The organism is Pectobacterium brasiliense, assembly GCF_013449685.1.
Classification (GTDB): domain Bacteria; phylum Pseudomonadota; class Gammaproteobacteria; order Enterobacterales; family Enterobacteriaceae; genus Pectobacterium; species Pectobacterium brasiliense_A.
Genome location: NZ_JACDSF010000064.1, coordinates 1 through 21,907 on the forward strand (window position 1 = coordinate 1; position 21,907 = coordinate 21,907).

17 protein-coding genes are annotated in these 21,907 nt (G+C 52.3%); 10 read left to right on the plus strand and 7 right to left on the minus strand.

Annotated features, from left to right (window positions below):
- Positions 1-251: 251 nt before the first annotated feature.
- The 9 genes from secE to shiA all read left to right on the plus strand — a co-directional run bounded on the left by secE (position 252) and on the right by shiA (position 14,135).
- Positions 252-635 carry a preprotein translocase subunit SecE gene (secE, locus tag H0248_RS19740; RefSeq protein WP_010285488.1) on the plus strand — a complete coding sequence of 128 codons (384 nt, stop codon included), beginning with the start codon at positions 252-254 and terminating at the stop codon, positions 633-635.
- Position 636: 1 nt separating this feature from the next.
- Positions 637-1,182 (plus strand): transcription termination/antitermination protein NusG, encoded by a 546-nt coding sequence (nusG, locus tag H0248_RS19745; protein ID WP_005970339.1) that lies wholly within the window; start codon positions 637-639, stop codon positions 1,180-1,182.
- 162 nt (positions 1,183-1,344) lie between these two features.
- The gene (gene rplK / locus H0248_RS19750; RefSeq protein ID WP_005970337.1) at positions 1,345-1,773 is read left to right on the plus strand and encodes a 50S ribosomal protein L11; all 429 of its coding nucleotides are present in this window, start codon (positions 1,345-1,347) and stop codon (positions 1,771-1,773) included.
- A gap of 3 nt (positions 1,774-1,776) precedes the next feature.
- Entirely contained in the window at positions 1,777-2,481 is a 705-nt protein-coding gene (gene rplA, locus H0248_RS19755) for a 50S ribosomal protein L1 (RefSeq protein WP_010285494.1), read from the plus strand.
- 318 nt (positions 2,482-2,799) lie between these two features.
- A complete protein-coding gene (rplJ, locus tag H0248_RS19760) occupies positions 2,800-3,297 on the plus strand; it encodes a 50S ribosomal protein L10 (RefSeq protein WP_010285495.1) in 498 nt (165 codons plus the stop codon).
- 66 nt (positions 3,298-3,363) lie between these two features.
- Positions 3,364-3,729 (plus strand): 50S ribosomal protein L7/L12, encoded by a 366-nt coding sequence (gene rplL / locus H0248_RS19765; RefSeq protein WP_005970331.1) that lies wholly within the window; start codon positions 3,364-3,366, stop codon positions 3,727-3,729.
- A 327-nt stretch (positions 3,730-4,056) separates the two neighbouring features.
- On the plus strand, positions 4,057-8,085 hold the full coding sequence (gene rpoB, locus H0248_RS19770) for a DNA-directed RNA polymerase subunit beta (protein ID WP_039311347.1): 4,029 nt from the start codon (positions 4,057-4,059) through the stop codon (positions 8,083-8,085).
- 106 nt (positions 8,086-8,191) lie between these two features.
- Complete coding sequence (gene rpoC / locus H0248_RS19775; RefSeq protein ID WP_180787197.1) at positions 8,192-12,415, plus strand: DNA-directed RNA polymerase subunit beta'; 4,224 nt, start codon at positions 8,192-8,194, stop codon at positions 12,413-12,415.
- Positions 12,416-12,737: 322 nt separating this feature from the next.
- The gene (gene shiA / locus H0248_RS19780; RefSeq protein ID WP_180787198.1) at positions 12,738-14,135 is read left to right on the plus strand and encodes a shikimate transporter; all 1,398 of its coding nucleotides are present in this window, start codon (positions 12,738-12,740) and stop codon (positions 14,133-14,135) included.
- Positions 14,136-14,231: 96 nt separating this feature from the next.
- On the opposite strand, the gene H0248_RS19785 is transcribed toward shiA, so the two are convergent.
- Positions 14,232-14,423 (minus strand): DUF1127 domain-containing protein, encoded by a 192-nt coding sequence (locus H0248_RS19785; protein ID WP_180787199.1) that lies wholly within the window; start codon positions 14,421-14,423, stop codon positions 14,232-14,234.
- A 173-nt stretch (positions 14,424-14,596) separates the two neighbouring features.
- Here H0248_RS19785 and H0248_RS19790 point away from each other — a divergent pair, with 173 nt between their 5' ends.
- A complete protein-coding gene (locus H0248_RS19790; protein WP_180787200.1) occupies positions 14,597-16,027 on the plus strand; it encodes an aminotransferase-like domain-containing protein in 1,431 nt (476 codons plus the stop codon).
- Between the two features lie 314 nt (positions 16,028-16,341).
- On the opposite strand, the gene thiH is transcribed toward H0248_RS19790, so the two are convergent.
- The 6 genes from thiH to thiC are packed head-to-tail and all read right to left on the minus strand — an operon-like array spanning position 16,342 to position 21,821.
- Entirely contained in the window at positions 16,342-17,463 is a 1,122-nt protein-coding gene (thiH, locus tag H0248_RS19795) for a 2-iminoacetate synthase ThiH (protein WP_180787201.1), read from the minus strand.
- On the minus strand, positions 17,463-18,245 hold the full coding sequence (locus H0248_RS19800) for a thiazole synthase (protein ID WP_180787202.1): 783 nt from the start codon (positions 18,243-18,245) through the stop codon (positions 17,463-17,465). Before H0248_RS19800 ends, thiH begins: the two co-directional genes overlap by 1 nt.
- 1 nt (position 18,246) lies before the next feature.
- The gene (gene thiS / locus H0248_RS19805) at positions 18,247-18,447 is read right to left on the minus strand and encodes a sulfur carrier protein ThiS (RefSeq protein WP_180787203.1); all 201 of its coding nucleotides are present in this window, start codon (positions 18,445-18,447) and stop codon (positions 18,247-18,249) included.
- On the minus strand, positions 18,444-19,223 hold the full coding sequence (locus tag H0248_RS19810) for a HesA/MoeB/ThiF family protein (protein WP_180787204.1): 780 nt from the start codon (positions 19,221-19,223) through the stop codon (positions 18,444-18,446). The genes thiS and H0248_RS19810 overlap by 4 nt, the downstream gene beginning before the upstream one ends.
- A 1-nt stretch (position 19,224) precedes the next feature.
- Positions 19,225-19,866 (minus strand): thiamine phosphate synthase, encoded by a 642-nt coding sequence (gene thiE, locus H0248_RS19815; protein ID WP_180787205.1) that lies wholly within the window; start codon positions 19,864-19,866, stop codon positions 19,225-19,227.
- Positions 19,863-21,821 (minus strand): phosphomethylpyrimidine synthase ThiC, encoded by a 1,959-nt coding sequence (gene thiC / locus H0248_RS19820; RefSeq protein WP_180787206.1) that lies wholly within the window; start codon positions 21,819-21,821, stop codon positions 19,863-19,865. The genes thiE and thiC overlap by 4 nt, the downstream gene beginning before the upstream one ends.
- Between the last annotated feature and the right edge of the window lie 86 nt (positions 21,822-21,907).

A 21,907-nucleotide genomic window follows, 5' to 3' on the forward strand; every position in this document is an offset into this window, starting at 1 on the left:
AAGTTATCGCTTAATCGCTGATAACATTTGACGCGACACGCGATAAAAGGGCATCATTTGATGCCCTTTTTCTACGCTGTCATGGTAGAACCTATCTCATCAGCGATTGTGAGATATAATCATTGGTGAGATAGGCTCTGTAGATACGGCGTAAATACCGAATTATTCGTTTTACAGAACATCTTTCGGTTTGGTTGCCCCGTGGTTGCGGGGCAAAGTTATTTGTCTGAATCATTGTGACAGGTTGGTTTATGAGTGCGAATACCGAAGCTCAGGATAGTGGGCGTGGCCTGGAAGTGATTAAGTGGCTAGTAGTAGGTGCCTTGCTGGTTGTTGCGATTGTTGGCAATTATTATTACCGCGAATTTAGTCTTCCTCTGCGTGCATTGGCCGTTGTTATCCTGATCGCCGCAGCCGGTGGTGTGGCACTGCTGACCACGAAAGGCAAAGCAACCGTAGCGTTTGCTCGCGAAGCGCGTACCGAAGTGCGCAAAGTAATTTGGCCGACTCGTCAGGAAACGTTACACACCACGTTAATCGTTGCCGCGGTGACTGCCGTGATGTCACTGATTTTGTGGGGGCTGGATGGTATTCTGGTCCGTCTGGTATCGTTTATCACTGGCCTGAGGTTCTAAGATGTCTGAAGCTCCAAAAAAACGTTGGTACGTCGTTCAGGCGTTTTCTGGTTTTGAAGGTCGCGTAGCACAATCCCTGCGTGAGCATATCAAACTCCATAATATGGAAGAGCTGTTTGGCGAAGTCATGGTTCCTACTGAGGAAGTCGTTGAGATCCGTGGTGGCCAGCGTCGCAAGAGCGAACGCAAGTTTTTCCCTGGTTATGTTTTAGTACAGATGGTGATGGAAGATGCTAGCTGGCATCTTGTACGCAGCGTACCTCGTGTTATGGGGTTCATTGGCGGCACATCTGACCGTCCTGCTCCAATCAGTGACAAGGAAGTGGATGCGATTATGAATCGTCTCCAGCAGGTTGGCGACAAGCCTCGTCCGAAAACGCTGTTTGAACCGGGTGAAATGGTTCGTGTTAACGATGGTCCATTTGCCGACTTTAACGGTGTTGTTGAAGAAGTAGACTATGAGAAGAGCCGCCTGAAGGTGTCTGTTTCTATATTTGGTCGTGCGACGCCTGTTGAACTAGACTTTGCTCAGGTCGAAAAAGGCTAATTGCCTGATAAGATTTGCTGAAAATAGCAACTTGCCTATGGCGCGAAATTAACCTATAATTTCGCGCCTTTTGTTTTTCAGTGGCCTCAATGGCGATTGAAACGTAATACAAACCACGGGGAGCCTTTCACTAGGCGCTATTACCCAATCGAGGAAAGTTAAATGGCCAAGAAAGTACAAGCCTACGTCAAGCTGCAAGTTGCAGCTGGTATGGCTAATCCGAGCCCACCGGTAGGTCCGGCTCTGGGTCAGCAAGGTGTTAACATCATGGAATTCTGTAAGGCGTTCAATGCTAAAACAGAAAGCCTTGAGAAGGGTCTGCCGACTCCGGTTGTTATTACCGTTTATTCTGACCGTTCTTTCACCTTCGTTACCAAAACGCCTCCAGCAGCTGTTCTGCTGAAGAAAGCGGCTGGTATCAAGTCTGGTTCTGGCAAGCCGAACAAAGACAAAGTAGGTAAAGTAACGAGCGCTCAGGTTCGTGAAATCGCAGAAACTAAAGCTGCGGACATGACTGGTTCTGATGTAGACGCCATGGCGCGCTCTATCGCAGGTACCGCTCGTTCCATGGGCCTGGTAGTGGAGGATTAATAAATGGCTAAGCTGACCAAGCGCATGCGCGTGATCCGTGACAAAGTTGATGTAACTAAACAGTATGACATCAACGAAGCTGTTGCTCTGCTCAAAGAGCTGGCCACTGCTAAGTTTGTAGAAAGTGTAGACGTAGCTGTTAACCTCGGCATCGATGCACGTAAATCTGACCAAAACGTTCGCGGCGCAACCGTTCTGCCTCACGGCACCGGTCGTTCTGTTCGCGTAGCTGTCTTCACCCAAGGTGCAAACGCTGAAGCAGCTAAAGCAGCTGGCGCTGAATTCGTGGGCATGGAAGATCTGGCTGATCAGATCAAGAAAGGCGAAATGGGCTTTGACGTTGTTATTGCATCTCCAGATGCAATGCGCGTTGTTGGCCAATTGGGTCAGGTTCTTGGTCCACGTGGCCTTATGCCAAACCCGAAAGTGGGTACTGTAACTCCTAACGTTGCTGAAGCTGTTAACAATGCTAAAGCGGGTCAGGTTCGTTACCGTAACGACAAGAACGGCATCATCCATACCACTATCGGTAAGGTTGATTTCGATTCTAACAAATTGAAAGAAAACCTAGAGTCTTTGTTGATTGCGCTGAAAAAAGCAAAACCATCTCAGGCGAAAGGCGTGTACATCAAGAAAGTTAGCTTGTCTACCACTATGGGCGCTGGCGTTGCCATCGACCAGAGCGGTCTGAACGCTGCTGCTAACTAATAGCTTTTGTTCCGCTTTACTCGGGTGTGAGATTTACCTATAATTTTACGCCCGTTGTTCCTCAAGTGGAATGACGCAAAAATTTTTCGGTTGGAGCCTGGCCTATCCAGGCCTCCGTCCAAGACCGCAGGTGTTTCGCAAGAAACTTAATTCTCCTGCGTAGACGGTGACAGAGCCTAAATAACGTTTTTCTTTATTTATAAAGAATAATTTTTTACTGGATTCTGCTCACCGTGTTTCAACGCTTATCTCTAATTTTGGCGATAAGTGAAGTGAGTTCCGGAGAGTTTCTCCGGCTAAATCCAGGAGCAAAAGCTAATGGCATTAAATCTTCAAGACAAACAAGCGATTGTTGCTGAAGTCAGCGAAGTAGCCAAAGGTGCGCTGTCTGCGGTTGTTGCGGATTCCCGTGGCGTTACCGTTGATAAAATGACCGAACTGCGTAAAGCAGCGCGTGAAGCTGGCGTTTACATGCGTGTTGTTCGTAACACCCTGCTGCGCCGCGTCGTTGAAGGCACTCAATTTGAATGCCTGAAAGACACGTTTGTTGGTCCGACCCTGATTGCATATTCTCTGGAACACCCGGGCGCTGCTGCTCGTCTGTTCAAAGAGTTCGCGAAAGCGAATGCAAAGTTTGAGGTCAAAGCTGCAGCCTTTGAAGGCGAGCTGATCCCGGCGGCTCAAATTGACCGTCTGGCAACGCTGCCGACTTACGAAGAAGCACTGGCACGTCTGATGTCGACCATGAAAGAAGCCGCTGCCGGCAAACTGGTCCGCACTCTGGCTGCTGTTCGCGATGCAAAAGAAGCTGCGTAATAGCACTTTCTTTTCTAACGTACTTGCTAACGTATAAACTATTTCTGATTCTTAGGAACAATTGTTATGTCTATCACTAAAGATCAAATTCTGGAAGCAGTAGCAGCTATGTCTGTAATGGATGTTGTTGAGCTGGTTTCTGCTATGGAAGAAAAATTCGGTGTTTCTGCTGCTGCTGCTGTAGCTGTTGCTGCTGGCCCAGCTGAAGTTGCTGAAGAAAAAACTGAGTTCGACGTTGTGCTGAAAGCTATCGGCGCTAACAAAGTTGCTGTAATCAAAGCTGTTCGCGGCGCAACTGGTCTGGGCCTGAAAGAAGCCAAAGATCTGGTTGAATCTGCACCTGCAGTGATGAAAGAAGGCGTGAGCAAAGATGACGCTGAAGCACTGAAAAAATCACTGGAAGAAGCTGGCGCAGAAGTTGAAGTTAAATAAGCCAACCTTTCAGGTTGCAGCCTGATTTATTAGGCTGATGGCTGGTGACTTTTTAGTCACCAGCCTTTTTGCGCTGTAGGGTATCAATGGGATTTCACACTGTTTAGCCATTGATTTCTCCCAATATTTTTTTCTATTGACGACTTAATATACTGCTTTCCTGCATGGGCTCCATGCCTCAGCAAGAGCAACGAAATGGTTTAAGAGTAATAGAAAGACGTATTACGGAAAGTTCTCTATTTTCCGACCAACATAAATAGTGTTGCATGAACTGTCCTTGTTAGGGCAGACAGAGTGGTTCGACTTGTCAGCTAGCTGAGGAACCCTATGGTTTACTCCTATACCGAGAAAAAACGCATTCGTAAGGATTTTGGTAAACGTCCACAGGTTTTGGACATACCTTATCTCCTTTCTATCCAACTTGACTCGTTCCAGAAGTTTATCGAGCAAGACCCGGAAGGTCAGTACGGTTTGGAAGCTGCATTCCGTTCTGTTTTCCCTATAAAAAGCTATAGCGGTAATTCAGAGCTGCAATACGTTAGCTATCGCTTGGGCGAGCCAGTATTTGACGTTAAAGAATGTCAGATCCGTGGTGTGACGTTCTCTGCGCCGCTACGCGTAAAACTGCGTCTGGTGATCTACGAGCGCGAAGCGCCTGAAGGCACCGTTAAAGACATCAAAGAACAAGAAGTTTACATGGGCGAAATTCCGCTCATGACCGATAACGGTACCTTCGTGATCAACGGTACTGAGCGTGTAATCGTGTCTCAGTTACACCGTAGTCCAGGTGTGTTCTTCGATAGCGACAAAGGTAAAACCCACTCTTCAGGTAAGGTGCTGTATAACGCACGTATTATTCCTTACCGTGGTTCCTGGCTGGATTTCGAGTTTGATCCGAAGGATAACCTGTTTGTCCGTATCGACCGTCGTCGCAAATTGCCTGCGACCATTATCCTGCGCGCGCTGGGTTACTCCACCGAACAGATTCTCGATCTTTTCTTCGATAAAATTGTCTATGAAATCAATGGCAATAAGTTGCAGATGGATCTGGTTCCTGAGCGCCTGCGTGGTGAAACCGCATCGTTTGATATTGAAGCGAACGGTAAAGTTTATATCGAAAAAGGTCGCCGCATCACTGCGCGTCATATCCGTCAGTTAGAGAAAGACGGCATTGAGCGCATTGAAGTGCCTGTTGAATATATCGCTGGCAAAGTACTGTCCAAAGATTATATCGACGAGAGCACTGGTGAACTGATCGGCGCAGCCAACATGGAGCTGTCGCTGGATCTGCTGGCCAAACTGAGCCAGTCTGGTCACAAACGTATTGAGACACTGTTCACCAACGATCTTGATCATGGTGCATACATGTCTGAAACCGTGCGCGTCGATCCGTCAAACGATCGTCTGAGTGCGCTGGTTGAAATCTATCGCATGATGCGTCCTGGTGAGCCACCAACGCGTGAAGCAGCAGAAACGCTGTTTGAGAACCTGTTCTTCTCTGAAGACCGCTACGATCTGTCTGCGGTTGGTCGTATGAAGTTCAACCGTTCTCTGCTACGTGATGAGATCGAAGGTTCCGGTATCCTGAGCAAAGATGACATCATCGAAGTGATGAAGAAGCTCATTGATATCCGTAACGGTAAAGGCGAAGTGGATGATATCGACCACCTCGGCAACCGTCGTATCCGTTCCGTCGGCGAAATGGCAGAAAACCAATTCCGCGTTGGTCTGGTGCGTGTAGAACGTGCTGTAAAAGAGCGTCTGTCTCTGGGCGACCTCGATACGCTGATGCCACAGGACATGATCAACGCCAAGCCGATTTCGGCTGCCGTTAAAGAGTTCTTCGGTTCAAGTCAACTGTCACAGTTTATGGACCAGAACAACCCGCTGTCCGAGATTACGCACAAACGTCGTATCTCTGCATTGGGCCCAGGCGGTCTGACGCGTGAACGTGCTGGCTTTGAAGTTCGTGACGTACACCCGACTCACTATGGTCGCGTTTGTCCTATCGAAACGCCGGAAGGTCCGAACATCGGTCTGATCAACTCCCTGTCCGTTTATGCGCAAACGAACGAATACGGTTTCCTTGAAACCCCGTATCGTCGCGTGCGTGACAACGTGGTGACGGATGAGATCCATTACCTGTCTGCGATTGAAGAAGGTAACTTCGTTATCGCACAGGCGAACACCAATTTGGACGAAGAAGGCCGCTTCATCGACGAACTAGTTACCTGCCGTAACAAAGGCGAGTCCAGCTTGTTCAGCCGCGATCAGGTTGAATACATGGACGTTTCCACACAGCAGGTGGTTTCCGTCGGTGCGTCCCTGATTCCGTTCCTGGAACACGATGACGCCAACCGCGCCCTGATGGGTGCGAACATGCAACGTCAGGCCGTTCCGACTCTGCGCGCTGATAAGCCGCTGGTTGGTACCGGTATGGAACGCGCTGTTGCGGTTGACTCCGGTGTAACTGCCGTAGCCAAACGTGGTGGTACAGTACAGTACGTGGATGCATCCCGTATTGTAATCCGCGTTAATGACGATGAAATGTATCCGGGCGAAGCCGGGATCGACATCTATAACCTGACCAAATATACCCGTTCTAACCAGAATACCTGTATCAGCCAGATGCCGTGTGTGTCTCTGGGTGAGCCGGTAGAACGTGGTGACGTTCTGGCAGATGGCCCGTCCACCGATCTGGGTGAACTGGCGCTGGGTCAGAACATGCGCGTGGCATTCATGCCATGGAATGGTTACAACTTCGAAGACTCCATCCTCGTTTCCGAGCGTGTGGTTCAGGAAGATCGCTTTACGACCATCCACATTCAGGAACTGGCCTGTGTGTCTCGTGACACCAAGTTGGGGCCTGAAGAAATTACTGCGGACATCCCGAACGTGGGCGAAGCAGCACTTTCCAAACTGGATGAGTCCGGCATTGTTTACATCGGTGCTGAAGTGACCGGCGGTGACATTCTGGTTGGTAAGGTAACGCCGAAAGGTGAAACCCAACTGACGCCAGAAGAGAAACTGCTACGTGCGATCTTCGGTGAGAAAGCGTCTGACGTTAAAGACTCTTCTCTGCGTGTACCAAACGGTGTTTCCGGTACGATTATCGACGTACAGGTCTTTACTCGCGATGGCGTGGAAAAAGACAAACGTGCGTTGGAAATCGAAGAAATGCAGCTGAAGCAGGCGAAGAAAGACCTGACTGAAGAATTGCAGATTCTGGAAGCGGGCCTGTTTGCACGTATCCACGCTGTGCTGGTTTCCGGCGGCGTAGAAGCCGACAAACTGGACAAACTGCCGCGCGAGCGCTGGTTGGAACTGGGTCTGACTGATGAAGATAAACAGAATCAGTTGGAACAGCTGGCAGAACAGTATGATGAGCTGAAGCATGAGTTTGAGAAAAAACTCGAAGCTAAGCGCCGTAAAATCACTCAGGGCGATGATCTGGCACCGGGCGTGCTGAAAATCGTTAAGGTTTATCTGGCCGTTAAACGTCAGATCCAACCGGGTGACAAAATGGCAGGTCGTCACGGGAACAAAGGTGTTATCTCCAAGATCAACCCGATCGAAGATATGCCTTACGATGAGAACGGTACGCCGGTCGATATCGTACTGAACCCGCTGGGCGTACCTTCACGTATGAACATTGGTCAGATTCTGGAAACCCACCTGGGTATGGCTGCAAAAGGTATCGGCGAGAAAATCAACGCCATGCTCAAGCAGCACGAAGAAGTGACTAAACTGCGTGAGTTCATCCAGAGAGCCTATGACCTGGGCGACGATGTGCGTCAAAAAGTCGACCTGAGCACTTTCTCAGACGAAGAAGTGATGCGTCTGGCTGAAAACCTGAAGAAAGGTATGCCAATTGCAACGCCGGTATTCGACGGTGCAAAAGAGAAAGAAATCAAGGAACTGTTACAGATGGGCGGTATCCCTACCTCCGGTCAGATTACCCTGTACGATGGACGTACCGGTGAGCAATTTGAGCGTCAGGTTACAGTGGGCTACATGTACATGCTGAAACTGAACCACTTGGTCGACGATAAGATGCATGCCCGTTCCACCGGTTCTTATAGCCTGGTTACTCAGCAGCCGCTGGGTGGTAAGGCACAGTTCGGTGGTCAACGCTTCGGTGAGATGGAAGTGTGGGCGCTGGAAGCTTATGGTGCAGCTTATACCCTGCAAGAAATGTTGACCGTTAAGTCTGATGACGTGAACGGCCGTACCAAGATGTATAAAAACATCGTGGATGGCAATCATCAGATGGAACCAGGCATGCCGGAATCCTTCAACGTATTGTTGAAAGAAATCCGCTCGCTGGGTATCAACATCGAGCTGGAAGAAAAGTAATTCCAGCCCGTTGTATTGCTGGCATTCGTCATAGGGACATCTGAACTGTGTTTTTAACAGCATGGTTCAGGTGTCTATCAGGTCTAACTCCGACAGGAGCCAATCCGTGAAAGACTTATTAAAGTTTCTGAAAGCGCAAACTAAAACCGAAGAGTTTGATGCGATCAAAATTGCTCTGGCCTCGCCAGACATGATCCGTTCGTGGTCTTTTGGTGAAGTTAAAAAGCCAGAAACCATCAACTACCGTACGTTCAAACCTGAGCGTGACGGCCTTTTCTGCGCCCGTATCTTTGGGCCAGTAAAAGATTATGAGTGCTTGTGCGGTAAGTACAAGCGCCTGAAACACCGCGGTGTTATTTGTGAGAAGTGCGGCGTTGAAGTGACCCAAACTAAGGTACGCCGTGAGCGTATGGGCCACATCGAGCTGGCTTCTCCGACTGCGCACATCTGGTTCCTGAAGTCACTGCCTTCTCGTATCGGTTTGCTGCTGGATATGCCGCTGCGTGATATCGAACGCGTGCTTTATTTTGAATCTTATGTCGTGGTTGAAGGCGGCATGACCAACCTCGAGCGCCGTCAGATCCTGACTGAAGAGCAGTATCTGGATGCGCTGGAAGAGTTTGGTGATGAATTCGACGCGAAAATGGGCGCCGAAGCGATCCAGGCTCTGCTGAAGAATATGGATCTGGAGCAGGAATGCGAGCAGCTGCGTGAAGAGCTGACCGAAACCAACTCGGAAACCAAACGTAAAAAGCTGACCAAGCGCATTAAGCTGTTGGAAGCGTTCGTGCAGTCTGGTAACAAGCCAGAGTGGATGATCCTGACCGTTCTGCCAGTACTGCCGCCAGATCTGCGTCCGTTGGTTCCGCTGGATGGTGGTCGTTTTGCGACTTCCGACCTGAACGATCTGTACCGTCGCGTGATCAACCGTAACAACCGTTTGAAACGTCTGCTGGATCTGGCTGCGCCGGACATCATCGTACGTAACGAAAAACGTATGTTGCAGGAAGCGGTTGATGCCCTGCTGGATAACGGCCGTCGCGGTCGTGCGATCACCGGTTCTAACAAACGTCCTCTGAAATCTTTGGCCGACATGATCAAAGGTAAACAGGGTCGTTTCCGTCAGAACCTGCTCGGTAAGCGTGTTGACTACTCCGGTCGTTCTGTAATCACCGTTGGCCCATACCTGCGTCTGCACCAGTGTGGTCTGCCGAAGAAAATGGCACTGGAACTGTTCAAACCGTTCATCTACGGCAAGCTGGAACTGCGTGGTCTTGCTACCACCATTAAAGCAGCCAAGAAAATGGTTGAGCGTGAAGAAGCCGTCGTATGGGATATCCTAGACGAAGTCATCCGCGAACACCCGGTACTGCTGAACCGTGCACCAACGCTGCACCGTTTGGGTATTCAGGCATTTGAACCGGTACTGATCGAAGGTAAAGCCATCCAACTGCACCCGCTGGTTTGTGCGGCCTATAACGCCGACTTCGACGGTGACCAAATGGCTGTACACGTACCGTTGACGCTGGAAGCCCAGTTGGAAGCGCGTGCGTTAATGATGTCGACCAACAACATCCTGTCCCCTGCGAATGGTGAGCCAATCATCGTTCCTTCTCAGGACGTGGTATTGGGTCTGTACTACATGACGCGTGACTGTGTTAACGCCAAAGGCGAAGGCATGGTGCTCACGGGTCCGAAAGAAGCTGAACGCGTTTACCGCGCTGGTCTGGCCTCTCTGCATGCGCGCGTTAAAGTGCGTATCACGGAAGAGATCAAGAGCATCGACGGCGATGTTACGCATCAGACGTCGATTATTGATACGACGATCGGTCGCGCCATCCTGTGGATGATCGTACCGAAAGGTCTGCCGTACTCGATCGTTAACCAGCCTCTGGGCAAGAAAGCGATCTCCAAAATGCTGAACACCTGTTACCGCATTTTGGGTCTGAAACCGACAGTTATCTTCGCTGACCAGACTATGTACACCGGTTTTGCTTACGCGGCGCGCTCTGGTGCTTCCGTAGGTATCGATGACATGGTTATCCCGGAGAAAAAAGCCGAGATTATCGAAGAAGCAGAAACCGAAGTTGCCGAGATTCAGGAGCAGTTCCAGTCTGGTCTGGTTACCGCGGGCGAACGCTATAACAAAGTGATCGATATCTGGGCTGCTGCGAACGAACGTGTTGCGAAAGCGATGATGGAAAACCTGTCCGTTGAGGATGTGGTTAACCGTGATGGCGTGGTTGAGCAGCAGGTGTCTTTCAACAGCATCTTTATGATGGCCGACTCCGGTGCGCGTGGTTCTGCGGCACAGATTCGTCAGTTGGCGGGGATGCGTGGTCTGATGGCGAAACCAGATGGTTCGATCATCGAGACGCCAATTACTGCAAACTTCCGTGAAGGTTTGAACGTACTCCAGTACTTCATCTCGACGCACGGTGCGCGTAAAGGTCTGGCGGATACCGCACTGAAAACAGCGAACTCCGGTTATCTGACGCGTCGTCTGGTTGACGTTGCGCAGGATCTGGTTGTGACCGAAGACGATTGTGGTACCCACGAAGGTATCATGATGACGCCGGTTATCGAGGGTGGTGATGTTAAAGAGCCACTGCGTGAGCGCGTACTGGGTCGTGTAACGGCTGAAGACGTGATCAAACCGGGCACAGCGGACATTCTGGTTCCACGTAACACGCTGCTGAATGAGCAGTGGTGTGACATGTTGGAAGAGAACTCCGTTGACGCCGTTAAAGTACGTTCAGTCGTAAGCTGCGAAACCGACTTTGGCGTGTGCGCCAACTGCTACGGTCGCGATCTGGCTCGTGGTCATATCATCAACAAAGGTGAGGCCATCGGGGTTATCGCGGCACAGTCCATCGGTGAACCAGGTACACAGTTAACCATGCGTACGTTCCACATCGGTGGTGCGGCATCGCGTGCGGCAGCTGAGTCCAGCATTCAGGTGAAAAACAAAGGTAGCCTGAAACTGAACAACGCGAAGTTCGTTATGAACAGCAACGGTAAACTGGTTATTACTTCACGTAATACCGAACTGAAGCTGATCGACGAATTCGGACGTACGAAAGAAAGCTATAAAGTGCCTTATGGTGCGGTGATGGCGAAAGGTGATGGCTCAGACGTTACTGGTGGCGAAACCGTAGCAAACTGGGACCCGCATACCATGCCAGTGGTGACCGAGGTAAGCGGTTTCATCCGTTTTGCTGATATGATTGACGGTCAGACCATTACACGCCAGACCGACGAACTGACAGGTTTGTCTTCCATCGTGGTTCTGGATAGCGCAGAGCGTACCGGTAGCGGTAAAGATCTGCGTCCGGCACTGAAAATCGTCGATGGCAAAGGTGAAGATGTATTGATCCCAGGTACCGATATGCCTGCCCAATACTTCCTGCCGGGTAAAACAATTGTTCAGTTGGAAGATGGAGTGCAGATTGGTGCCGGTGATACATTGGCGCGTCTTCCTCAGGAATCCAGCGGTACCAAGGATATTACCGGTGGTCTGCCACGCGTAGCCGACCTGTTCGAAGCCCGTCGTCCGAAAGAGCCGGCTATTCTGGCAGAGATCAGCGGTATCATTTCCTTCGGTAAAGAAACCAAAGGTAAACGCCGTCTGGTAATTTCTCCGTTAGATGGCAGCGATGCTTACGAAGAGATGATTCCGAAATGGCGTCAGCTCAACGTGTTCGAAGGTGAAGTGGTAGAACGTGGTGACGTTGTTTCCGACGGTCCAGAATCTCCGCACGATATTCTGCGTCTGCGTGGCGTACATGCAGTAACGCGTTATATCACCAACGAAGTTCAGGAAGTTTACCGTCTGCAAGGCGTTAAGATTAACGATAAACACATCGAAGTTATCGTTCGTCAGATGTTGCGTAAAGGCACCATCGTTAGCGCAGGTGGCACCGAGTTCCTGGAAGGCGAACAGGCAGAGTTCTCTCGCATCAAGATTGCTAACCGCCAGTTGGAAGCGGATGGCAAGATTACGGCAACGTACAGCCGCGATCTGCTGGGTATCACCAAAGCCTCTCTGGCGACCGAGTCCTTCATTTCTGCGGCATCGTTCCAGGAAACCACGCGGGTACTGACCGAAGCCGCTGTTGCGGGTAAACGTGATGAACTGCGTGGCCTGAAAGAGAACGTTATCGTAGGTCGTCTGATCCCAGCGGGTACGGGTTATGCGTACCATCAGGATCGTATGCGCCGCCGTCAGGCGGGTGAAGCGCCTGTCGTGCCTCAAGTGAGTGCCGATGAAGCTTCTGCTAACTTGGCTGAACTGTTGAACGCAGGCTTTGGTAGCAGCGACGACGAGTAAGTCTCTTTACGCTGCATTATCATGCGGTAAATAACAAAAACCCCAGCTATCATGGCTGGGGTTTTTTATTGCGCACATCCCTGTGCGCTACCTGAAGGCCGTCGCAAGCGACGTTAAAAATTGATGGAGGCGTCCTGCCTTCCACCCTGTGGGCCAACGCGATACGTTGTTATAAAACGCTCCCGGCGTTTTATATCATCCTGAAATTTTTTATAGCGCACATCCCTGTGCGCTACCTAAAGGCCGTCGCAAGCGACGTTAAAAATTTCTTCCTGAAATTTTTTGTTGTACAGTAGTGTAAAGTAAATAGAACGGAACCAACATGGACACCTCAACTACGCCAACACTCTCACAGCCTGGCGGCTCATTAGCTCAGCAAGATAACTCACTTTCTTCTGATAAAACCTTACAAACACAGTCAGTAAGCCATTCTCAACATCGAGCAAAACGTGCAGCATGGGGCAGTTTTGTGGGGGCCGTTGTCGACTGGTACGATTTTCTACTGTACGGAATTGTTGCCGCTCTTGTATTTAATACCGAATTTTTCCCACAGATCAGCCCGACAATGGGGACGCTGGCGGCATTTGGTACGTTCGGTGTTGGTTTCCTGTTTCGACCGCTAGGTGGCATGGTGTTTGGCCACTTCGGCGATAAGCTAGGCCGTAAACGAATGTTGATGATCACGGTCTGGATGATGGGCATTTCTACTGCGCTGATTGGTCTGCTGCCGTCGTTTGATTCGATTGGCTGGTGGGCACCAGTGCTGCTGGTTACGTTGCGGGCAATTCAGGGCTTTGCGGTGGGGGGTGAATGGGGCGGTGCGGCGCTGTTGGCGGTAGAGAATGCGCCGAAGAAGAAGAAAGCCTTTTACAGCAGCGGCGTACAGGTTGGCTTTGGGGTCGGATTGTTGTTAGCTACTGGGTCGGTATCGGTGGTGAGCAATTTGACGACCAATGAAGAATTTACCACCTGGGGCTGGCGTCTGCCGTTCTTATTCAGCCTGATTCTGGTGGCTATCGCCTGGTGGGTGCGTAACGGGATGGATGAGTCTCAGGAATTTGAGGCGAATAAAACGCTGGGAGAAAGAGCCAGTAAACTGCGTTCGTTCCCTATCATGGAAGCTCTGCGCCAGCACCCGAAGGCCTTTCTGCTGATTATTGCGCTACGGCTCGGTGAACTGCTGACGATGTATATCGTTACCGCGTTTGCCCTCAATTATTCCACGACTCATCTTGGACTATCGCGGGATATCTTCCTGAATATCGGGCTGCTGGTGGGGGCGATCAGCTGCGTATCTATTCCTTTCTTTGCTTATCTGGCAGATAGCTTTGGCCGCCGCCGGATCTACGTTACTGGTGCACTAATTGGGGCGGCGAGTGCTGTGCCATTCTTTATGGCGCTGGAAAGCCACAACACACTGCTGATTCTGTTCTTTGCCATCATGTTGGCGAATATTGCTCACGATATGATTGTTAGCGTACAGCAGCCAATGTTTACCGAACTATTTGGTACGGCGTACCGCTATAGCGGGGCGGGTGTGGGTTATCAGGTTGCCAGCGTGGTTGGCGGTGGTTTTACACCTTTTATCGCCGTTCTGTTGGTGCAATTTATGGATGGTTCATGGCATGCGGTGGCGGCTTACCTTGCCATTGGCTGCTTACTTTCAGCGATTGTCGGAATGCGGATGAAGGCAACATCAGCAGACGCCTTATCTCACTAACCTCTTTACTTCACCCATCTCGTGAGCCGATACAGATGCAGAGTCTGTATCGGCACATTTTTTACTGTTTTTTAGTCTACTGTTTTTGCTGTGGCGTTATCTGAACCGATCAAGATCGCTTCGCTTTAGCCCGATATCCTTAAGCCCGTCATCACTCATATTTTTTAGTATCTTCAGAGTTTGTGCCCTTGCCCGCCAGGCTTTCCACAAACGGTACGGCAAAGTCAGCATTAGCCAGAACGGTGACTCGCGGAACGGCTTTTGTGATCGATTCTCATGAAATTCCATATTTTCCCCCTCGCCAGTGAATGATCGCTATGATGAGGCGAAAGGTATTTTCAATACAGATGCAAAAAATCCATTTTTTTAGCATACAGATTGTGTGATATTGCATCTGAATGGTGATTTTTATTTGAATCTGTACCGGTTGCGGTTGGATATCTTAATAGGGGACGATACTGATGACGCGTTATCAACACCTTGCCGGGCTGTTAGAACAGCGGATCGAACAAGGGTTGTACCAAAGTGGAGAGCGCCTGCCTTCGGTACGGGCGCTGAGTACAGAGCATGGTGTAAGTATCAGTACCGTACAGCAGGCCTACCATCTGCTGGAAACCCGGCAGTTGATTATGCCGCAGCCGCGTTCGGGATATTTTGTCACGCCGCGTAAGGCCACGCCGCCTGTACCCGCGCTAACGCGTCCTGCTCAGCGTCCGGTTGAGATCACGCAATGGGAATCGGTACTGGAGCTGGTGAACGTGCGTCTGGAAACGAACATACTGAAGTTTGGTAGCGGAATGCCGGATGTGAGCCAGCCGACCATCAAACCCCTGTGGAAAGAGATGGCCCGCCTCTGCCAATATCAGGATTCCCGTGTCTTACAATATGACAGTATTTATGGTATGCCAGAGCTGCTCGACCAGATTGCCCGCCTTACCGTCGACTGCGGCTGCCAGCTCACTCGAGATGATATNNATATTGTGGTCACGACCGGATGTCAGGAGGCTCTCTTTGTTGCCGTTCGCGCCGTTTGTCAGCCTGGTGATATCGTAGCCGTTGAGTCACCGGCTTTTCCGGGCACGATGCAGATCCTTCGTGGGCTGGATATCAAAGCGATCGAGATCCCAACTGACTCAGTCACGGGGATCAGCCTCGAGGCGCTGAGGCTGGCGCTGGATCAATGGCCGATCAAAGCCGTCCTGCTGGTACCGAGCTGTAATAACCCGCTTGGCTTCATCATGCCAGACGCCCGCAAGAAATCGCTGGTGACGTTGGCGCAGCATTTTGATATCGCGATTATTGAAGATGATGCCTACGGTGAGCTGGCCTATGAATATCCGCGTCCTCGTGCAATAAAGTCGTTTGATGAGGATGGACGCGTGCTGCTGTGTAGCTCGTTTTCAAAGAGCCTAGCGCCCGGTTTACGCGTTGGCTGGATTGCCCCAGGGCGCTATCTGGAACGGGTCATCCATACAAAATACATCAGTACGGGATCAACGGTGGTGCAACCGCAGCTAGCTGTGGCGGAGTTTATTCGTCAGGGACACTATCAGCCCCATCTGCGCCGTATGCGCGCCCAGTACAAAGCGAATCTGAGTACGTTCACCTGCTGGGTGCGTGAGTATTTTCCGTCCAATATTTGCGTCAGTCGTCCGCAGGGAGGGTTCCTGATGTGGATTGAACTGCCCGAATATTTTGATTCGCTCAAACTTACCCGTGAGGTCAGAAAATCAGGCATACAGATCGCCGCAGGGTCGCTCTTCTCTGCCTCAGGGAAATACCGCAATTGTATTCGACTCAACTATGCCAATCGCTTCACGGAAGAGATGAGGGAAGGGCTGCGTATCGTGGGTAATGAGGTTGCGAAGATGATGCATACACCTCCTGACTAGAGCGCCCCTGAGAGTGTTAGGGAAGGGCCGATACGGGTAAGGATAAGCCCCGTATCGGCGGGTTGATGTGCAGAACCGATGAGTGGCAAACGGCTCCGGCCAGCAAGCTCCGTAATGCTCAGGCCTGCCAACGACGCTACTGTATTCTTCGTCACGGATCATGGCGATAGGCCGAATGTCATGTTGCGCGGCGCTATCCTGAGAATATTGTCTTCCGTGTAATTCTCATTTTGTCTTGCGAGTCGCATCCCAAATCATAGGTATCACTCATACCGATCGCTGAAGATCCGCCCAGTGACTTATCTGCTGAGTAACTATCTGCCCAAATAACCGTCCCAGTCTTTCCATACGGGCTGGAGACCTGCACGCACGATGGCCTGCGCTACGTCTTCAGGACGCCGTGAATCGTGGGGAGAAAACTGTTCCAGTTCAGGATGGTCATCGGCATAGCCACCCGGCTGGGTTTTGGAAAAGGCGCTGACGTTGTTAATCGCGATAGGAATGGCATGATCGCGAAAGAACGGTGATTCGCGCGTGGACAGCGACAATTCAATATCCGGCGCCAGCAAGCGGAATGCGCAAATCACCTGCATGAGCTGCGCTTCATCCATAATCGATGCCGGTTCAATGCCGCCTGCGCAGGGACGCAGGCGCGGGAACGAAATAGAGTACCGGCTCTGCCAGTAGCGTTGTTGCAGGTGCAGCAGGTGTTCCGCCACCATGTAGCAGTCGGTGCGCCAGCTATTGGACAGGCCGATTAAAGACCCCAACCCGATCTTGTCGATCCCCGCACGACCCAGTCGATCCGGCGTGGCGAGTCGCCAGTGGAAATCCTGCTTTTGTCCTTTTAGATGGTGCAACTGGTAGGTCGCCGGATGATAGGTTTCCTGATAGACCATCACGCCATCCAGACCCAGTGCTTTTAATTCGGCGTACTCGTCCTGCGACAAGGGCTGAACTTCAATCATCAGCGAACTGAAGAGCGGTCGGATCAGTGGAAAAACGCGACGAAAATAATCCATGCCTACTTTACGCTGGTGTTCGCCAGTCACGAGCAACAGGTGTTCAAACCCCAGTTCCTTGATAGCGGCGCATTCACGCAGGATCTCTGCTTCATCCAGCGTTTTTCGCTTGATGTGGTTACTCATCGAAAAGCCGCAGTAGGTACAGTCGTTGGAGCACAGGTTGGACAGGTACAGCGGGACATAGAAGCTTACCGTATTGCCGAAACGCTGGCGGGTAAGCTGTTGCGCCCGTTGCGCCAGCGGTTCCAGATAGGTGCTGGCGGCAGGTGAAAGGAGCGCCATAAAATCGTCACGCGTCAAGTGTGGCGCAGTGAGCGCCCGTTCAACATCCTGTGCGGTTTTACCGTTGATGCGCAGCGTCAGGTCATCCCAGTCGAGCTGTTCCCAGACGGTTTGGAAATCGACGTTCATCACTTTGTCCCTTCTGTTTGCCGATGAAGAAAACCGGTGAGCGGGCTGGTGGCACTGGCGACAAACTGCTTACTTCCCAGACCGGCCTGACGAGCAAGGCCACCTGCCTCGACTGCCAGCCGGAAGGCGCGCGCCATCGCGACGGGATCGCGAGCAACGGCGATGGCCGTGTTGACCAGCACGGCATCGGCTCCCATTTCCAGCGCATCGGCCGCCTGGCTGGGTGCGCCAATGCCCGCATCGACAATCACCGGAACGCGTGCCTGTTCGATGATGATGCGGAGAAAATCACGCGTTTGTAGCCCCTGATTGGAGCCAATCGGTGCACCGAGAGGCATCACCGCCGCGCAGCCGACTTCTTCCAGCCGTTTGCACAGTACCGGGTCGGCTCCGCAGTAAGGCAGTACCGTGAATCCTTCTTTTACCAGCTGTTCGGCGGCCTTCAGGGTTTCGATGGGATCGGGCAGCAGATATTTCACATCAGGATGAATTTCCAGTTTCAGCCAGCGAGTGCCCAGCGCTTCACGCGCCAGTCGGGCCGCAAAAATGGCCTCATCGGCCGTTTTGGCACCTGAGGTATTCGGCAGCAGCTTAATGCCGAGCTGGCGTAACGGAGCGAGAATGGCGTCATTGCCGCCGTTCAGGTCAACGCGTTTCATCGCCATGGTAACCAACTGCGAACCGGAAGCCTCGAGTGCCGCCAGCATCAGTTCTGGCGTGGCGAATTTTCCGGTGCCAGTCAGCAGCCGTGAAGTTAATGTCGTATCGGCAATGTGCAGCATGTCATCCTCCCGCGATTGCCTGAAAAAGCAAAATATCATCACCGTCCTGAACCTGATGCTGTGACCAGGTGGCGTGCGGGATAATGGTTTGATTGATGGCCAGCGCCGTGCCGGGCTGGAGCCGGTTTATCTGGCTTAGCAGCGCCTCAACCGTGATGGGCTCTGGGAATTCAAAGGGCTCATCATTCAGCGTGATTCTCATGCTGCTCCCCCGCATACCGGGCAATGGGGTGCACGTGTGAGCTGGAGCGTGTTCCAGCTCTGCTGTTTGCCATTGAACATTCTCAGCTTGCCATCCAGCGCAGACGGCATACCGGCCAGCAGCTTTATTGCTTCCAGCGCCTGAAGTGTGCCAATCACGCCGACCACTGGACCCAGCACGCCTGCGGTACGGCAGTTGCGTTGTGGTTCGGTCGTATCAGGGTACAGGCAGGCGTAGCAGCCAGAGTGATAAGGCGGCGTGAAGACCGCGAGCTGCCCGCTGAAACCGACGGCGCTTCCGCTGATGAGTGGCTTGCCTGCGCGAAAGCAGGCGGCGTTAACCGCGTGGCGAGTGACCATGTTGTCGCTGCAATCCAGCACTAGATCGACGCGGCTAACATCGCGGTGTAATGCGCCATCGCTGAGCCTCTCGGTAATCGCAATCGCTTCTGCGTTCGGGTTTAACGCCTGTAGCTGGCGCTGGGCCAGCACGGCTTTGGGCTTGTCGGTATCGCTGGTGCGATACAGAATCTGGCGTTGTAGGTTGCTGATATGCAGTGCGTCATCGTCGGCAAGCAGCAGCGTGCCGACCCCTGCGGCCGCCAGATAGAGCGAGGCGGGAGCACCCAGCCCACCTAGGCCCACCAGCAGAACGCGGGCGGCTTTGAGCTTCTCCTGACCGTCTGGGCCAATATCTTCCAGCATCAACTGACGGCTGTAGCGCATGAACTCGCTATCGCTCAGTCCAGCAGACGTTGGATTGGGATTCGTTACCATGTCATGCCTCCCGTCCTTCAATCAACTTGAGCAGCGTCGCGGTTGCCTGCCTCCAGTCCTGTGCCTGCGTAATAGCGCTGACGACGGCAATGCTGCCGACACCCGTTTTCAGCACCGCAGGGACTCTGTCGGTGCTGATGCCGCCAATCGCCACGGTGGGAAAACGGCTTTGCAGATCGGCGATGTGGCGCGCCAGTTCGGCCAGCCCCTGCGGCGCTGATGGCATATCTTTGGTTTGGGTTGGGAAAATATGCCCCAGCGCGATGTAGGACGGGTTGATCGCCACCGCGCGCGCCAGCTCACGATCGTCGTGCGTGGAGACGCCTAACCGCAGGCCAGCTTGTTTAATCGCGGCCAGATCGGCGGTGTCCAGATCTTCCTGCCCCAGATGTACGCCGTATGCCTGATGTTTGACGGCCAATCTCCAGTAGTCATTGATGAAAAGTTGCGCCTGATAGCGGCGACCCAAGGCGATCGCTTGGATCACCTCGGTTTCGGCTTGTTCATCTGACCGATCTTTGATTCTCAGTTGGATCGTTTTCACCCCGACGCCGAGTAGTCGTTCGATCCATTCCACGCTATCGACGACGGGATACAGCCCCAGTTGCTGCGCCGTTGGGGCAAAAGGCGTCGAATCCGTCATTTGCTGCTTACCTCGGTTTGCAGGCTGGTGGCGCTGTGATAAAGCTCGCTGCCGCGTGAGCGGAATTCTTGCGACATCTGTTCCATACCCACTTCAATCGGTTTGGCTTCCGCTTCCTGTTTTGCGGCGTAATCGCGTACTTCCTGTGAGATTTTCATCGAGCAGAATTTGGGGCCGCACATGGAACAGAAGTGGGCGATTTTACCGGATTCTTGCGGCAGCGTTTCATCGTGGTAGGCGCGTGCTGTTTGGGGATCGAGCGCCAGATTAAACTGGTCTTCCCAACGGAATTCGAAACGCGCTTTCGACATAGCGTTATCACGGATCTGCGCGCCGGGATGGCCTTTCGCCAAATCGGCGGCGTGGGCGGCGATCTTGTAGGTAATCAGTCCCTGTTTGACGTCTTCTTTGTTCGGCAAGCCAAGATGTTCCTTCGGCGTCACGTAGCAGAGCATCGCGCAGCCGAACCAGCCGATCATGGCGGCACCAATGCCGGAGGTGAAATGATCGTAACCCGGGGCGATATCGGTAGTTAGCGGGCCGAGCGTATAGAACGGTGCTTCGTGGCAGTGCTCCAGCTCTTCGGTCATGTTGCGGCGGATCATCTGCATCGGAACGTGCCCGGGGCCTTCGATCATCACCTGCACGTCGTATTCCCAGGCGATTTTGGTCAGCTCGCCCAGCGTATGCAGCTCGGCAAACTGGGCTTCGTCGTTGGCGTCCTGAATGGAGCCAGGACGTAAGCCGTCACCCAGCGACAGCGCGACGTCATAAGCGGCGCAGATTTCACAGATTTCGCGGAAGTGTTCGTACAGGAAACTCTCTTTGTGATGCGACAGGCACCACTTCGCCATAATGGAACCCCCGCGTGAGACGATACCAGTCAGGCGTTTGGCGGTCATCGGCACGTAGCGTAACAACACGCCAGCGTGGATGGTGAAATAGTCTACGCCCTGTTCCGCCTGCTCCAGCAGCGTATCGCGGAACATTTCCCAGTTCAGGTTTTCCGCCACGCCGTTCACTTTTTCCAGCGCCTGATAAATCGGTACCGTCCCGATTGGCACGGGGCTGTTGCGCAGAATCCACTCGCGGGTTTCATGAATATAGCGGCCGGTTGAGAGATCCATCACCGTATCCGCGCCCCAGCGGGTAGACCAGACCAGCTTTTCCACCTCTTCTTCGATGGAGGACGTCACAGCCGAGTTACCGATATTGGCGTTAACCTTCACCAGAAAATTGCGTCCGATGATCATCGGCTCTGATTCCGGGTGGTTGATGTTGGAAGGAATAATGGCGCGCCCGGCGGCCACTTCCTGACGGACAAATTCCGGTGTGATGTTCTCCGGCAGAAGGGCGCCAAAACTCTGGCCCGGATGCTGCTGGCGCAACACGCCAGTGCGAATGCGTTCGCGCCCCATATTTTCGCGAATGGCGATAAATTCCATTTCGGGGGTAATCACGCCCTGTCGTGCATAGTGGAGCTGGGTGACGCGTTTGCCTGCTTTGGCACGTAAAGGTCGTGGCAAATGTTCGAAACGTAGATGATCCAGACCGGCATCCGCCAACCGCTGTTGGGTGAAATCAGAACTGACGCCGGATAGCGACTCGGTGTCGTGGCGTTCTGCAATCCAGCCGGCGCGCAGCTTCGCTAGCCCAACGCGGACATCGGGTTGCGCAGCTGGATCGCCATAAGGCCCTGACGTATCGTAAACTGGGATTGGTTCATTGGGTTCGTATTGGGGATTGTCTTTACTGCCGCCGAGTAACGTCGGGCTAAGCTGAATTTCTCGCATTGGCACGTGGATGTCGTCGCGTGAACCTGCAAGGTAAATGCGTTTGGAATTGGGAAATGCGGTTCCCTGTAAGGTTTCAATAAACTGCTGGGCGGCGGCACGCTGTTCACGGCGACCCGATTTTGACGACACTGTTTTTATAGACAAAGGTTCTGTAGACATAGCAAGTTCCTGTAAGACGTAAAGGGAAAATTGCTTGTCTGGAGCCGGAGGGAGTAATAATGATATTGGGCGTCAGAGCAGGTATG

Excerpts from the sequence above, each read along its gene's own strand:
- secE (WP_010285488.1), top strand. The coding sequence starts at position 252 with ATGAGTGCGAATACCGAAGCTCAGGATAGTGGGCGTGGCCTGGAAGTG.
- nusG (WP_005970339.1), top strand. The coding sequence starts at position 637 with ATGTCTGAAGCTCCAAAAAAACGTTGGTACGTCGTTCAGGCGTTTTCT.
- rplK (WP_005970337.1), top strand. The coding sequence starts at position 1,345 with ATGGCCAAGAAAGTACAAGCCTACGTCAAGCTGCAAGTTGCAGCTGGT.
- rplA (WP_010285494.1), top strand. The coding sequence starts at position 1,777 with ATGGCTAAGCTGACCAAGCGCATGCGCGTGATCCGTGACAAAGTTGAT.
- rplJ (WP_010285495.1), top strand. The coding sequence starts at position 2,800 with ATGGCATTAAATCTTCAAGACAAACAAGCGATTGTTGCTGAAGTCAGC.
- rplL (WP_005970331.1), top strand. The coding sequence starts at position 3,364 with ATGTCTATCACTAAAGATCAAATTCTGGAAGCAGTAGCAGCTATGTCT.
- rpoB (WP_039311347.1), top strand. The coding sequence starts at position 4,057 with ATGGTTTACTCCTATACCGAGAAAAAACGCATTCGTAAGGATTTTGGT.
- shiA (WP_180787198.1), top strand. The coding sequence starts at position 12,738 with ATGGACACCTCAACTACGCCAACACTCTCACAGCCTGGCGGCTCATTA.
- H0248_RS19785 (WP_180787199.1), bottom strand. The coding sequence starts at position 14,423 with ATGGAATTTCATGAGAATCGATCACAAAAGCCGTTCCGCGAGTCACCG.
- thiH (WP_180787201.1), bottom strand. The coding sequence starts at position 17,463 with ATGAACGTCGATTTCCAAACCGTCTGGGAACAGCTCGACTGGGATGAC.
- H0248_RS19800 (WP_180787202.1), bottom strand. The coding sequence starts at position 18,245 with ATGCTGCACATTGCCGATACGACATTAACTTCACGGCTGCTGACTGGC.
- thiS (WP_180787203.1), bottom strand. The coding sequence starts at position 18,447 with ATGAGAATCACGCTGAATGATGAGCCCTTTGAATTCCCAGAGCCCATC.
- H0248_RS19810 (WP_180787204.1), bottom strand. The coding sequence starts at position 19,223 with ATGGTAACGAATCCCAATCCAACGTCTGCTGGACTGAGCGATAGCGAG.
- thiE (WP_180787205.1), bottom strand. The coding sequence starts at position 19,866 with ATGACGGATTCGACGCCTTTTGCCCCAACGGCGCAGCAACTGGGGCTG.
- thiC (WP_180787206.1), bottom strand. The coding sequence starts at position 21,821 with ATGTCTACAGAACCTTTGTCTATAAAAACAGTGTCGTCAAAATCGGGT.